This window comes from Amycolatopsis sp. NPDC051716, assembly GCF_040681595.1.
Classification (GTDB): Bacteria; Actinomycetota; Actinomycetes; order Mycobacteriales; family Pseudonocardiaceae; genus Amycolatopsis.
On the sequence record NZ_JBFAZA010000036.1, the window covers coordinates 90,885 to 104,497 of the forward strand.

General features: G+C 68.6%; 11 protein-coding genes and 2 tRNA genes. 3 read left to right on the top strand and 10 right to left on the bottom strand.

All coding sequences use genetic code 11. From position 1 onward, the window contains the following. Nucleotides 1-3: 3 nt before the first annotated feature. From ftsX to AB0M30_RS37245, 6 genes are all read right to left on the bottom strand, one after another. Nucleotides 4-897: a permease-like cell division protein FtsX gene (ftsX, locus tag AB0M30_RS37220; protein WP_364594094.1), complete on the bottom strand. Its 894-nt coding sequence runs from the start codon at nucleotides 895-897 to the stop codon at nucleotides 4-6. 62 nt (nucleotides 898-959) lie between these two features. Further along, the gene (gene ftsE / locus AB0M30_RS37225) at nucleotides 960-1,649 is read right to left on the bottom strand and encodes a cell division ATP-binding protein FtsE (RefSeq protein ID WP_003082104.1); all 690 of its coding nucleotides are present in this window, start codon (nucleotides 1,647-1,649) and stop codon (nucleotides 960-962) included. 112 nt (nucleotides 1,650-1,761) lie between these two features. Further along, entirely contained in the window at nucleotides 1,762-2,862 is a 1,101-nt protein-coding gene (prfB, locus tag AB0M30_RS37230) for a peptide chain release factor 2 (protein WP_364594097.1), read from the bottom strand. Between the two features lie 63 nt (nucleotides 2,863-2,925). Beyond that, nucleotides 2,926-3,426 carry a helix-turn-helix transcriptional regulator gene (locus AB0M30_RS37235; RefSeq protein ID WP_086852689.1) on the bottom strand — a complete coding sequence of 167 codons (501 nt, stop codon included), beginning with the start codon at nucleotides 3,424-3,426 and terminating at the stop codon, nucleotides 2,926-2,928. A gap of 417 nt (nucleotides 3,427-3,843) precedes the next feature. Further along, nucleotides 3,844-3,917 (bottom strand) — tRNA-Met (locus AB0M30_RS37240). A 77-nt stretch (nucleotides 3,918-3,994) separates the two neighbouring features. Next, complete coding sequence (locus tag AB0M30_RS37245; protein WP_364594099.1) at nucleotides 3,995-4,579, bottom strand: TetR/AcrR family transcriptional regulator C-terminal domain-containing protein; 585 nt, start codon at nucleotides 4,577-4,579, stop codon at nucleotides 3,995-3,997. A 94-nt stretch (nucleotides 4,580-4,673) separates the two neighbouring features. Between AB0M30_RS37245 and AB0M30_RS37250 the strand changes: the two genes are divergently transcribed. Further along, nucleotides 4,674-6,095, top strand: a complete 1,422-nt coding sequence (locus tag AB0M30_RS37250; protein WP_364594102.1) for an FAD-dependent monooxygenase — start codon at nucleotides 4,674-4,676, stop codon at nucleotides 6,093-6,095. 134 nt (nucleotides 6,096-6,229) lie between these two features. Here the strand turns inward: AB0M30_RS37250 and AB0M30_RS37255 are convergent. Further along, nucleotides 6,230-6,303 (bottom strand) — tRNA-Met (locus AB0M30_RS37255). Nucleotides 6,304-6,370: 67 nt separating this feature from the next. Continuing rightward, the gene (locus tag AB0M30_RS37260; RefSeq protein ID WP_364594105.1) at nucleotides 6,371-9,367 is read right to left on the bottom strand and encodes a UPF0182 family protein; all 2,997 of its coding nucleotides are present in this window, start codon (nucleotides 9,365-9,367) and stop codon (nucleotides 6,371-6,373) included. Nucleotides 9,368-9,516: 149 nt separating this feature from the next. Between AB0M30_RS37260 and AB0M30_RS37265 the strand changes: the two genes are divergently transcribed. Further along, entirely contained in the window at nucleotides 9,517-10,068 is a 552-nt protein-coding gene (locus AB0M30_RS37265) for a PPA1309 family protein (protein WP_364594108.1), read from the top strand. Here AB0M30_RS37265 and AB0M30_RS37270 read toward each other — a convergent pair. Beyond that, nucleotides 10,065-11,171, bottom strand: coding sequence for a PDZ domain-containing protein (locus AB0M30_RS37270; RefSeq protein ID WP_103339528.1), 1,107 nt, complete (start codon nucleotides 11,169-11,171; stop codon nucleotides 10,065-10,067). The two genes, AB0M30_RS37265 and AB0M30_RS37270, sit on opposite strands and share 4 nt — an antisense overlap. 101 nt (nucleotides 11,172-11,272) lie before the next feature. Between AB0M30_RS37270 and AB0M30_RS37275 the strand changes: the two genes are divergently transcribed. After that, nucleotides 11,273-12,655: a zinc-dependent metalloprotease gene (locus tag AB0M30_RS37275; protein ID WP_364594110.1), complete on the top strand. Its 1,383-nt coding sequence runs from the start codon at nucleotides 11,273-11,275 to the stop codon at nucleotides 12,653-12,655. Nucleotides 12,656-13,021: 366 nt separating this feature from the next. Here AB0M30_RS37275 and AB0M30_RS37280 read toward each other — a convergent pair whose 3' ends face one another. After that, nucleotides 13,022-13,531, bottom strand: coding sequence for a M48 family metallopeptidase (locus AB0M30_RS37280; RefSeq protein ID WP_013223146.1), 510 nt, complete (start codon nucleotides 13,529-13,531; stop codon nucleotides 13,022-13,024). Nucleotides 13,532-13,613 lie beyond the last annotated feature (82 nt).

Genomic DNA, 13,613 nt, shown 5'->3' on the forward strand with positions numbered 1-13,613 from the left:
AAATCAGTGCCGGACGTACAGGCGCAGCGTGACGTAACCGGTGATGGCGGAGATCACCACGGACACCCCGAGCAGGATCGGCGCGACCGGGAACAGCAGCTCCAGCGTGGTGATCTTCGGGAAGACGTCGCCGGTGAACACCGCGTCGAGGAAGCTCACCTTGGTCAGCACCAGCATGATGATCCCGAGGATCGCACCGACCGCGCCGGCGACCACCGCCTCCAGGAGGAACGGCAGCTGTGTGTACCACCGCGTCGCGCCGACCAGCCGCATGATGCCGACCTCGGTGCGCCGGGTGAACGCGGACACCTGGATCGTGTTGGCGATCAGCAGCAGCGCGGCGATGGCCATGATTAGCGCGGCGCCGAAGGCCATGTTGCGGACGCCGTTGAAGGCGTTGAAGACGCGGTCGAGGAACTTCTTCTGGTCGTCGACCTTCCGCACGCCCGGCTTGTTCGCGTACTCCTGCACGATCGCGTCGCTGCGGTCCGGGTCCTTCAGCTTCACGTGCAGCGACGCGGGCAGCGACTCGGGGCCGGTGAGCGCGACCAGCTCCGGCTGGCTCTCGAAGATCTTCTTGAACCGGTCGAAAGCCTGGTCGCGGTTCTCGAACACGACCGACTCGACACCGTTGTTGCTCTGCAGCGAGGTCCGCAGCGACTGGCACAGCGCCTGCGTGCAGTTCTTGTCGGTCGCGCTGATGTCCTCGGTGAGGTAGACGGAAACCTCGACGTCGGCGAGGAAGTTGGACTTCATCTTGTCGATCGTCCGCACGGCGAGGAGGCCGCCGCCGAGCATGGCGAGCGACACGGCCGTGGTCAGCATCATCGCGATGGTCATCGTGACGTTCCGGCGCAGGCCGGTGACTACCTCACTGAAGACGAAACTGGCGCGCATGGCGGGTGCAGGTCCTTGGGGGGTCGGGGTCGTTGAAGGGCTGCGTCGTTACGGAAACGCGGTCAGCGACCGATGCCGTAGACGCCGCGGGCGTCGTCGCGGATCACCCGGCCGAGCTGCAGCTCGACGACTCGGCGCCGCATGGAGTCCACGATGGAGTGGTCGTGGGTGGCCATCAGGACGGTGGTGCCGGTGCGGTTGATCCGCTCCAGCAGCAGCATGATGTCCTGGCTGGTGTCGGGGTCCAGGTTGCCCGTCGGTTCGTCGGCGAGCAGCACCAGCGGCCGGTTCACGAACGCCCGCGCGATGGCGACGCGCTGCTGCTCACCACCGGAGAGCTCGTTGGGCAGCCGGTCCGCCTTGCCGTCGAGGCCGACGAGCTCCAGCACCTCGGGCACGACCTTCTTGATGGTCGGGCCCGGCTTGCCGATGACCTCGAGGGCGAACGCGACGTTCTCCGCGACGGTCTTGTTCGCGAGCAGGCGGAAGTCCTGGAAGACGCAGCCGATGGTCTGCCGCAGGCGCGGGACCCTGCGGCGGGCCAGCTTGGCGACGTCGAAGTTGGACACCATCACGCGGCCCTTGCTGGGCGTCTCTTCACGCAGCAGCAGCCGGAGGAAGGTCGACTTCCCCGATCCCGAAGGACCGATGAGGAAGACGAACTCACCCTTTTCGATGTCGACGGACACCCGCTCGAGCGCGGGCCGCGTCGAGGTCTTGTAGACCTTGGAAACCTCTTCGAGCCGGATCACGATTCGGCATACTACCCACCGGTCTCGTGAAGCCCCGGTTGCCCGGTGCACCCGAGTGGAGCAGCGGGTGTTTGCGCACGGTGAGCGGTCGGCCGAACACCCCTTGCACCGATCAGGCGGCCGACTGCTTACGCCAGCGGATGCCGGCGTCGAGGAAGCCGTCGATCTCGCCGTCGAGCACCGCCGACGGGTTGCCGACCTCGTAGTCGGTCCGCAGGTCCTTCACCATCTGGTACGGGTGCAGCACGTAGGAGCGCATCTGGTTGCCCCAGCTGGACCCGCCGTCCTTGAGGGCGTCCATCTCGGCACGCTCCTCTTCCTTCTTCCGCAGCATCAGCCGGGCCTGGAGGACCTTCAGCGCGGCCGCCTTGTTCTGCAGCTGCGACTTCTCGTTCTGGCAGGAGACGACGATGCCGGTCGGCAGGTGCGTGATGCGCACCGCGGAGTCGGTCGTGTTGACGCTCTGGCCGCCGGGACCCGACGAGCGGTAGACGTCGACCCGGATGTCCTTCTCCGCGATGTCGACGTGGTCGACCTCTTCGACCTCCGGCAGCACCTCGACGTGCGCGAACGACGTCTGGCGGCGGCTCTGGTTGTCGAACGGCGAGATCCGGACGAGCCGGTGGGTGCCCTGCTCGACCGAGAGGGTGCCGTAGACGTAGGGGGCGGTCACCTTGAACGTCGCCGACTTGATGCCCGCCTCTTCGGCGTAGGAGATGTCGTAGACGTCGGTGGGGTAACCGTGGCGCTCCGCCCAGCGCAGGTACATGCGCAGCAGCATCTCGGCGAAGTCGGCCGCGTCGACGCCGCCGGCCTCGGAGCGGATGGTGACGACGGCGTTGCGGTCGTCGTATTCGCCCGAGAGCAGGGTGCGGACCTCGAGGCCGTCGATGGCCTTGCCGAGGTCGGCGAGCTCGCTTTCGGCCTCGGCCATGCTGCCGGAGTCGCCTTCGGCCTCGGCGAGCTCGTACAGCACGCCGAGGTCGTCGGCCCGCTGGCGCAGCTCGGAGACGCGCCTCAGCTCGCCCTGCCGGTGGGACAGCTGGCTGGTGACCTTCTGGGCCGCCTCCGGGTCGTCCCAGAGGTTGGGACTGGAGGCCTGCTGTTCCAGGTCGGCCACCTGGGCACGCAGCGCATCCAGGTCCATCACCGACTCGATCTGGGTCAGCTTGCCGGTCAGGTCCCTCAGTGCCGCGTCGAACTCATCACTCACGTTTGTCAAGGTTACGGCAAAACCCACGACCGGTTGCGAGGACCGGTCGTGGGCGCGCGAACCTCAGGCCGCGGGGATGGCGTCGAGCAGCTTCAGCGCGGCCTTGGCCTGCGCTTGGGCGAACTCGGCGACCGCCTTCTCGTACGGCCCCTCGGCGGCCTTGGTGGCCGCCTTGGCGTCGTCGAGCTGCTGGCTGTAGCTCGTCCGGGCCGACTCGAGCAGCGACTGGCGCTGCTTCGCGGTCAGCGACCCGGCGTGCACGAGCCGCAGGATCAGCGGGCTGCGCAGGTGGTCGGGGCCGGCTTCGGAGGTCAGCCAGGCCTTGAAGGCCTTCTTGCCGGCGGCGGTGATCAGGTACTGCTGACTGGAGCGCGGGCCCTGCTTGCCGAGCCGGACGAGACCTTCTTTGGACAGCGCCGGGAGCTCCCGGTACACCTGGCTGCGGGTGACGCTGAAGAAGGCGCCGAATCGCTCACCCGCTCCCGCGACGAGCTGCCCGCCGGTGGCGGGACCGTCGTGGAGCAGACCGAGCAGGGCGGCGGCTGTTGCATTCAATTCGGACACGCCCCCTAGATTCCCACTTATCGGCCGCTGTGTCCACAGTGGTCAGCGGATCTGTCCATTGTGGCTAGTGAGATCCCCTCGTTCGGCCCAATGCGACCCGGTCCACTGTGGACCTGGATACGCTCTGCAACCGCTCCCAGGGCATTTTGGCCCAACCAGACGCACGCGAACCACCCCGGCAACCTCCAGGCAGGTGAGTTCGGCGGACGGCACTCCCCGGCTTGGCCCACCCCGAACACACACCGCAACCACCAATGCCCGCCGCCCAAAACACGAGATCCGTAGCAAAAGGCGACCACAACGGGGGATCCAAGGGGGCGGAGCCCCTTTGGCGGGGGTTTGGGGGTTCGACCCCCAATACAATGCGAAAGAGGGGTGTACGGACGCTTTCCGTCCGTACACCCCTCTTAACCTCTGTAGCGGGGACAGGATTTGAACCTGCGACCTCTGGGTTATGAGCCCAGCGAGCTACCGAGCTGCTCCACCCCGCGCCGTTTTGGTACTTCAATAGATTACACGGGGTCGCGAGGGGCTTTACACCGGGGTCCGAAAAGCCGCTGACCTGGCCTTACGGTGCTTCGAGCCACTGCTGGGCTCCACTGAGGACCATGGTCAGCCCGTCCTCGAACCGCGCGTCGGCGTCCCCCAGCACCGCCTCGCCGGCCGACTCGCGGTAGCGCTCGTCGAACTCGCCGGGCATGGGCCGCACGGCCTGTTCCTCGATCACGTAGCCGATGACGAAGCAGTAGACGGTGAACGTCGCCCGGCTCGCCCGCCCCTCGTCGAGCCCGGCTTCGATGCTCCGGCGCAGCGGGTGTTCGCCGACCAGGCTCGTGTCGCCGAGGTACGTACCAGCGAAAACCTTTCCGCCGTCGCGATAGGCGAGCATCATCCGCCGGAGCGCCCGGGCGCTGTGCGCGGCACCTTCCCACTCCCCCGCCGACGCCGGCGGCCGCCGATCGGCCACGGAGTCGCGGTACATCTGCGTCGCCATCTCGTCGAGCAGTTCCTGTTTGTTCTTCATGTGCCAGTAGAGCGCGGGCGCCTTGACGCCGAGGTCGGCGGCGATCAGCCGGAGTGTGAGGCCGTTGAGTCCCACTTCGTTGAGCAGCTTCAGCCCGGCCCGAGCGATGTTCTCCCTGGTCAGGGCCATCTTTACAGCACCTCTCCGGATCACGGCTTGACAATTTAACGATGTTAAGGCCACCCTGGGGACAGGTCAATTTAACGTTGTTAAGGAGCTGGGGATGCAGGAGTTGACGGCGGAGGTGGTCGTCGCCGGCGCGGGCCCGACGGGCTTGATGCTGGCGAACGAGCTGGCACTGGCCGGAGTGGACGTTCTGGTGCTCGAGCGGATGCACGAGCGAACGGGGTTGTCGAAGGCCCTGAACCTCCAGCCGCGGACGGCGGAAGTCCTGGATCTGCGGGGTTTGCTGCCGCGCGCGCGGGACCGCTCGTTCGCGACTGTCGCGGACGGACACTTCGCGGTGATCCCGGTGCCCTACACGGGCTGGGACACCCGCCACCCGTACCAGCTGGGCATCCCGCAGGCGGAGGTCGAAGCGGCGTTGGAGGAGCGCCTGGCGGAGCAGGGCGTGAAGGTGCGGCGAGGGCACGAGCTCACGAACTTCGTCCAAGACGCCGGCGGCGTCACGGTCACCGCGGGAGACCTGCGCGTCCGAGCGGCGTACCTGGTGGGCTGTGACGGCGGCCGCAGCGGGGTGCGCAAGGCGTTGAACCTGTCGTTCGAAGGCATCGAGGGCCAGGGCCACGGCGTGGCAGCGGACGTGCTCTTCAAGTCGACCCCGCCGGGCGCACCGACGCAGTGGCGCTCGATGACCGACATGGTCACGTCCAGGAGCCCGGGCAAGTTCATCGGCGTCATCCCGTTGGCCGAGCCGAACTTGTACCGAATCAGCTTCGGCGACCGCCTGAACCGCCCAGCAAATCTCCGAGCCGACGTCACGGACGAAGAAGTCCGCCAAGCAGTCACCGAACGCTTCGGCACGGAGGTGGAGATAGCGGAGATCCGCTGGGCATCCCGTTTCTCGGACGACAGCCGCCTGGCAGAAACCTACAAGGTAGGCCGGGTCTTCCTGGCGGGCGACGCGGCCCACACCCACTTCCCAGCAGGAGGCCAGGGCCTGAACCTAGGCGTCCAGGACGCAATGAACCTGGGCTGGAAACTGGCAGCAGAGCTACACAATCGAGCTGCAGCAGGACTCCTGGACACGTACGAGTCAGAGCGCCGCACGGTAGCCAAGCAGGTCCTGGACAACATAGCGGCCCAGAACGCCCTGATCCCCACAACCCCGAACCAACTAGCCCTAAGAGCCCTCTTCCGAGACCTGGCAACCCTCCCCGAAGTCCAGCACCACCTATCAGGAATGGTCTCAGGCCTCAACATCCGCTACGCAACAGAGGAAACCCACCCAGCAACCGGAACCCGCCTCCCCGACTTCCCCCTACCAAGCGGCAACCAGGCAAGCACCTTATTCCACAAAGGAAACTGGGTCCTGCTGACAAAAACCCCAACCCCAAAGCCCCACACAGAGGTACTCGTAGCAGAGGTCCCCAACCTCCCCTGGCCGAACCTGGAAAAGATCCTCGTCCGCCCAGACGGCTACATAGCAAACACAACAGGCAAAACACAAGCCTGGCTAACCTGACAACCCAACCACCCACCGGGGGGTCCAGGGGCGGCGAAGCCCCCTGGCGGGGGTCTGGGGGTTCGACCCCCAGGAGCAAATGCGAAAGAGGGGTGCGTTCGCGCTTTCCGCGAACACACCCCTCCCAACCTCTGTAGCGGGGACAGGATTTGAACCTGCGACCTCTGGGTTATGAGCCCAGCGAGCTACCGAGCTGCTCCACCCCGCGTCGTGACACCTACCTTACGCCCTCGTTTCGCGGGGGTGCAAAGCAGGTGCCGCTTGGGTAACCGATGTCACCCTCCGGGCTGCGTGCTGGGCGGCGCGGTGCTGGTGCCGGGGGCTGCGGTCTTGGCTGCTTCGTAGGCGCGCGCGGCCGCGTCGAGGGCGGCGAGGGCGGCGCCTTGGTCGGTGAAGTTGCCGGATTGCTGGGCGGCCTTGAGCTTGGCGATGGCCGACTGGATGTCGGCGACCGCCCGGTCGAGGGCCGCGTTGCCGCCGCCGGTGTTGGGGGGTGTCGTGGTCGGGGTGGTGGGTGTCGTCGGCGAGGTCGGCTGGCCGGCTTGGGGTGGCGTGGTGGTGGCTTCGCCGGTGCCGGAGCCGAAGACCTGGTCGAGGGCTTCCTGGAGGGTGGCGCCGTAGCCGACCTTGGGTCCGTAGGAGACGAGGACCCGGGCCAGCTGCGGGTAGCTGTTCTGGTTGCGCTGCCGGATGTAGACGGGTTCGACGTAGAGGAAGCCGTCGGCGACCGGGAGCGTGATCAGGTTGCCGTAGATGGGGGTGACGTTGGGGTTGTTGAACAGGGTGCGGTCCTGGGCGACGCGGGAGTCGCTCTGGAACCGGTTCTGGACCTGGACCGGGCCGTCGACCTGGGTGGCTCCGGTGGCCGCGCTGGGTAGCTGGAGGACGCGGATCTTGCCGTAGTCGCCGGGGTCGGAGGACACCGACATCCACGACGCGAGGTACTGGCGCTGGAGACCGGTGAGCGAGCTGGTCAGCTGGAACGTCGGTTTGGTCTGGCCCGGGGTGTCGGCGAGGACGTAGTAGCCGGGCTGGTTGGCCGCGCCGGCCGCGGCCGGGTTCGAGCCGCCCTCGGCGGTCGGGTCCTGCGGGACGCTCCAGAAGGCCTGCTGCGAGTAGAACTCCTGCGGGTTGCTGACGTGGTAGCGCGACAGCAGTTCACGCTGGATCTTGAAGAGGTCTTCGGGGTAGCGGAAGTGGGCGCGCAGGTCCGGGGAGATCTCGGCGCTGGGCTTCACGAGTCCGGGGAAGACCTTCTCCCAGGCGTTGAGGACCGGTTCCTTGTCGTCGATCGAGTAGAGCTTCACGCTGCCGTTGAAGGCGTCGACGGTGGCCTTGACGGAGTTGCGGATGTAGTTGATGGAGCTGTTGGCCTGGCGGGCGACGCCGTTGAGGGAGTCGTTCGTGGCCGCGCCGAGCTGGGTCTGCTGGGCGTACGGGAAGTTGTTGAGGGTGGTGTAGCCGTCGATGATCCACTGGATCTTGCCGTCGACGACCGCCGGGTACGGGTCGCCGTCGAGGGTCAGCCACGGCGCGATCTTGCTGACGCGGTCGCGCGGGTCGCGGTTGTACATGATCTTGGAGTTGTCGCCGATGGCGTCGGAGAACAGGATGTTCCGTTCGCCGTACTCGGCGGCGAAGGCGAGGCGGTTGAACCAGTTGTCGATCGGGACGCCGCCGGCGCCCGTGTACTTGTAGCGGTCGGTGGCGGTGTCGTACTCGCCGGGCGCGTTGCCGGTGGTGCCGCCGACGATGGCGTAGTCGGATTCCGCGGCGGACAGCTCGCCGTAGTAGATGCGCGGTTCCTTGACCTCGATGCCGGGCTGGCCCGGGGCCGACGAGCCGGCACCCGACGGGTTCTGCGTGTCGCTGGTGGTGGCGATCGGGTAGCCGCCGTCGGAGTTGGCGTCCTTGACCGCGCGGTCGATCGTGTTGGCCGGCGCGACGACGAAGCCGTTGCCGTGGGTGTAGACGAGGTGCTTGTTGATCCAGCTGGTCTGGTTGCCGGTGAGGCCCTCGGTCTTGATCTCCTTGGCGGCGACGATGTAGTCCTGCGCCACGCCGCCGACGGTGTAGCGGTCGATGTCCAGCTTGGCCGGGAAGCCGTAGAAGTTCTCGCGGCCGACGCGCTGGGTGAAGGTGTCGGAGAGGATGTTCGGGTCGAGCAGCCGGATGTTCGACATCGTCCCGTTGTCGGCCTTGATCTGCTCCGGGGTGGCGTCCGACTTGCCGGTGTAGGGCTGGTACTGGACTTCGGTGAGGCCGTAGGCGCGGCGGGTGGCGTCCATGTTGCGCTGGATGGACGTCGCTTCCCTCTCGTTCGCGTTCGGCTTCACCGAGAACTGGTCGAGGACGGCCGGCCAGGCGACGCCGACGAGGATGCTGGACAGGATCAGCAGCACCAGGGCGATGGCCGGCAGCTGCAGGTTGCGCAGGAAGGCGCCGGCGAAGAACGCGATCGCGCAGATCACCGAGATGCACAGCAGGATCAGCTTGGCGGGCAGCACCGCGTTGAGGTCGGTGTAGGTGGCGCCGACGAACAGCGGCATCCCGCGGTCGGACAGCAGCAGGTTGTACCGGTCGAAGAAGTACTCGACCGCCTTCAGCAGCACGAAGAGCCCGACGGTGATGGCGAGCTGGGCGCGGGTCGGGCCGGCGAGCTGGCCGCCCTTGCCGGCCAGGCGGATCCCGCCGAAGACGTAGTGGGAGATCAGCGCGCCGAAGAAGGAGATGACGACCACGATGAACAGCCAGCCGAGCAGCCAGTTGATGAACGGCAGGTCGAAGGCGTAGAAGCCGACGTCGTTGCCGAACTCGGGATCGGTCTGGCCGAACGAGGTGCCGTTGAGGAACAGCTGCACGACCTGCCAGTCGCTCTGGGCGGACAGGCCGGCGATGAGGCCGGTGAGCACCGGGATGCCGACACCGAAGAGGCGGATGCGGGCGACGATCGCCGAGCGGTAGCGCGCCAGCGGGTCGTCGGTGCCGGAGATCGGCACGAACACCGGGCGGCTCCGGTAGGCGATCATCAGGCTGACCGCCAGCGCCCCGCCGACGACCAGGCCGACGGCGAAGAACAGGATGATCCGGGTCACCACCTGGGTGGTGAACACCTCTCGCGCGCCGACTTCGCCGAACCACAGCCAGTCGACGTACGTGTCGAGGAGACGGGCCCCGAGCAACAGCGCCAGCACGATCACCGCGGCGATGATGAGGAGGATCCGGCTCCGCCGGGACAGCTTCGGCAGGCTCACCGGGGGCCGAGTCGCCACGGCACACGCTCCTGTCTTCGTCAATACTCGAGCAGGGGCGCGTGCGCCCCCTGATTCCCTAACTCTACGGATGCCCGGTGAAGTTCCCGGGACCCGCCCAAACCGGACTCGCGACATCGGCGCGCCGGCCGACCTGACACGATGTGCGCATGGCAGCGAACGAAGCGCGACAGGCCGGCGTGGCCGCGCTCGCCCGTGAGATCGAGGAGTTCATGGCCGCGGGTGGCTGGGACCAGCCGCCGCAGCTGTTCGCGCTGGTGCCGACGGCGGCGCTGCTGGACGAGCAGCCGGAGCTGGCCGGCCAGCTCGACCGGGCGAACCCGCTGACGCCGGTGGCGCAGGAAGCGCTGCCGGAGGGCGATCTGGCCGAGGCGCTGGGCCGGATCGCGTGGCCGGACCTCGTGATCGGGTGCGCGCTGGCCCAGGAGATCATCGTGCTGCCGCCGGGCTCGGAGTCGGAACTGCCGGACGTCGCCGAGGCGGACGCCGAGAGCCTCCGCCGCGCGGCCGCCGACCACCCGCAGCGCACGGAGGCCCGCTTGGTGGCGGCCGTCCTGCGCGACGGGGAGGGCTCCTGCGTGATGCGGCTGCGCGGGATCGGCACGGCCGAGGGCACGGACGAAGCGATGGACGAGATCGTGGAAAGTCCCGACCTGGCCCCGAACCTGCTCGAAGCGTTGAAGGCCACGCTGCTGCCCTAGCAGGCGGCCGTCGGGCGTCCCGCCTTCAGGTTGGCGAGCTGGGTGAGCGCGTCGTCCAGTGTGGACACCTTGATGAGGTTGAGGCCGTCGGGCGCGGCGGTCTTGGCCTCGGCGCAGTTGTGCTCGGGCACCAGGAAGTCGGTGGCGCCGGCTTCGCGGGCGCCGACGACCTTGAACGAGATCCCCCCGATCGGGTCGACCTCGCCGGTCTCGGTGATCTCGCCGGTGCCGGCGATGTGCCGCCCGCCCGCGAGGTCGCCGGACTGCAGGCGGTCGATGATGGCGAGGGTGAACATCAGCCCGGCCGACGGGCCGCCGACGTCCTGCAGGGAGATGTTGACGGTGAACGGCGCGTCGGCGCGGTCGACCGCGGTGAGGCCGATGAAGCCCTCCTTGCGGTCGGGGCGCGCGGCGAGGGTGAGCGGCACGGTCCGCTCGGGCTGGCCGTCCGACTGGAAGGTGATCTGGACGGTCTGGCCGGGCAGGGTGCCGGCGAGCGCGGCCCGCACGTCGGCGGCCTCGACGACCTTCTTGCCGTTGACGGTGATCAGCTTGTCGCCGGGCGAGAGCACGTGGTCGGCCGGGCTGCCGGAGACGATCTGCTTCGCCAGCACCTTGATCGGGTAGCCCAGCTTGCGCAGGGCGGCGACCTGGGCGTTCGTCTGCGAGTCCTGCAGCTGCTGGATGTTCTCCTGCTTGACCTGCTCGTTCGTCTCGCCCGGCTTGAAGTACTCCTCGCGCGGGGCGAGGGCGAACCGGCCGCTCGCCCAGAAACCGAGGCCCTGGAACAGGGTGACGCCGTCGTGCAGAGAGACGGTCGTCATCCGCAGCTCGCCGGTGGTCGGGTGGGTCTCGTGCCCGGTGACCTGGATGACCGGGTTGCCCGCCGCGTCGCGACCCAGCGTGTCGTAGGTCGGGCCCGGGCTGATGGCGACGAACGGCACCGGCACGACCGAGCCGAGCACCACGAAGATCAGGAACAGCGAGCCGCTGACCACCAGTGTCCAGCCGCGCCGGGTCATCCGGCGGGCCTCGCCGGCCGGCTCCGGCGCCGGTTCCGGGGCGCTCTTCGCGGGGGCGGTCTCCTCGGAGGACTTGGTCACGACCGACAGCGTACGGTGACCGCGTTCGCTTCCCGGTGAAGGCCACGCACACGGGTCCGGTTGACCCCCTCGGCAGCCGCCGACCCGCGTACGGTGGACACATGAGCAAACCCCCGTTCGGCTTCGGACCTTCCGATCCCGACAAACGAGGAGAGAACGACCCCTCGGAAGGCGGGCAGCAGTCCGGCGCCGAGGCCTTCAACCAGCTCGGGCAGATGCTGAGCCAGCTGGGCCAGATGCTCAGCCAGGCCGGCACCTCCAGCGGGCCGGTGAACTACGACCTCGCCAAGCAGATCGCCCTGCAGACCCTCGGCAGCGAGGGCAACACCGGGGAGAGCAAGCTCGGCTTCCGCGGCGGCGACGACGCGAACGCCGCGGTCCGCGACGCCGCCCACCTGGCCGAACTGTGGCTCGACGCGGCGACGGTGTACCCGGCCGGCGCGACGTCGACGGTCGCCTGGTCGCCGCGCTCCTGGGTGGAGAAGACGCTCCCAACGTGGCAGCGGCTGTGCGACCCGGTCGCCCAGCGGGTCTCGGGCGCCTGGATGGAGGCGCTGCCGGAGGAGGCCAAGCAGGCCGCGGGCCCGCTGCTGCAGATGATGGGGCAGATGGGCGGGATGGCCTTCGGCTCCCAGCTCGGCAACGCGCTGGCCCAGCTGGCCTCGGAGATGCTGACCTCGACGGAGATCGGGCTCCCCCTGGCCCCGGCCGGCACCTCGGCCCTGCTCCCGGCGAACATCGAAAAGTTCGCCGAGGGCCTGGAGCTGCCGAACAGCGAGATCCTGGTCTTCCTGGCCGCCCGCGAGGCGGCGCACCAGCGCCTGTTCACGCACGTGCCCTGGTTGCGGCAGCGCCTGCTGGCGACGGTCGAAGAGTTCGCCCACGGCATTTCGGTGGACACGTCGGCCCTGGAGTCCCTGGCCGGCCAGATCGACCCGGCGAACCCGGCGAGCATCGAAGAAGCGATGTCCTCGGGACTGCTGGAGCCCCAGACGACGGAGGAGCAGAAGGCGGCGCTGAGGCGCTTGGAGACGCTGCTGGCTCTGGTCGAAGGCTGGGTCGACGTGGTGGTGGCCGAAGCGGTGGGCGACCGCCTCCCGGGAGCGGACGCCCTGCGCGAGACGCTGCGCCGCCGCCGCGCGACGGGCGGCCCGGCCGAGCAGACGTTCGCCACCCTGGTCGGCCTGGAGCTGCGCCCCCGCCGCATGAGGGACGCTTCGAACCTGTGGTCGCTGGTAGGCGAGCGCCACGGCACGGAAAAGCGCGACAGCCTCTGGTCCCACCCGGACCTGATGCCGACGGCCGAGGATCTGGACGAGCCGATCGACTTCGCGGACCGAGTGGGTTCGGCGGGCTCGATCGACGACCTGGATCCGATGGCCGAGCTGGAGCGCACGGAGCAGGCCGAACGCGCTGAACGCGCCGGGCGTTCGGAGCAGGAGAAGGAAGAGCCGCCGTCGGACGAGGACGGCAAGCAGTCCTGAGCTGAGTCCCGGAAGGCCGGTGCCCCGCCGCCCAAGCGCGATGGCGGGTCACCGGCCTTTTGCTTTCCGGTTCCGCTGTCCTCTGCTGGCTGTCAGCAGCGTCGGCGCCCGATCACCCGGCCATCGCCGCACCGCTTTCCGAGGCGTCGGCCGCCACCGAGTCGCCATCCGGCAGCGCTCGGTCGCAACTCACCGCGCCACCCTCGGCGCACCGGCTGACATCCACCGAGCGGCCACCACCGCCGGCCACTCCTCCAGCACCCCGGCCGCCACCCTCCCACCTGCCTCTCCCCGCCACCAGCGCGGCCGGAACGAGCAGCCGGGGCAACCCACCGAAGGCGGATCACCCCGGCCACCCTCACCCGCTCAATCCTCGGTGGAGATCCCCCACCCGGCGGCGGCCGACAACCCCTCCAGGTACCCGATCGCCCGTTCCGTCTTCGGGTACCGCTGCACCAGCGCCCAGAAGGCCGCGTCGTGCCCGGGCTCCCGCAGGTGCGCCAGCTCGTGCACCAGCACGTAGTCCAGGACCCACGGAGGCACCTTCCGCAGCCGTTCGCTGACCCGGATGGTCGCGTCGACCGGCGTGCAGGACGCCCACCGCGTGCGCATCGGCGGCACCCAGCGGACGCTCGCCGGCACCGCGGTGCCGCCCAGGTACTTGCCCGACAGCAGCGCGCAGCGCGCCAGCAGGGCTTCGTCCGACGTCTTCGGGGACGCCGGACGACGTGGTTCCGAGCGCTGCAGTTTGCGCTCCATCTCGGCGACCCAGTGTTTCTCCTCCGCCCTGGTCATCCGCGCGGGGATGAGCACGACGAGCGTGTCGTCGTTCCAATACGCGGTGACCGTCCGGTGCCGGCGCTGGCTGCGCCGCACTTCGACCTTGTGTCCGGGTGTGTCCGACGGGGGGTTCGTGTCCCCCCGGCTCCTCAGTGAGGGCATTCGTGCTTCGACCACC

Bases quoted from the DNA above. Each gene is read 5' to 3' on its own strand.
- AB0M30_RS37250 (WP_364594102.1), top strand. From the start codon at position 4,674: ATGCAGGAGTTGACGGCGGAGGTGGTCGTCGCCGGCGCGGGCCCGACG.
- ftsX (WP_364594094.1), bottom strand. From the start codon at position 897: ATGCGCGCCAGTTTCGTCTTCAGTGAGGTAGTCACCGGCCTGCGCCGG.
- AB0M30_RS37245 (WP_364594099.1), bottom strand. From the start codon at position 4,579: ATGGCCCTGACCAGGGAGAACATCGCTCGGGCCGGGCTGAAGCTGCTC.
- AB0M30_RS37275 (WP_364594110.1), top strand. From the start codon at position 11,273: ATGAGCAAACCCCCGTTCGGCTTCGGACCTTCCGATCCCGACAAACGA.
- AB0M30_RS37265 (WP_364594108.1), top strand. From the start codon at position 9,517: ATGGCAGCGAACGAAGCGCGACAGGCCGGCGTGGCCGCGCTCGCCCGT.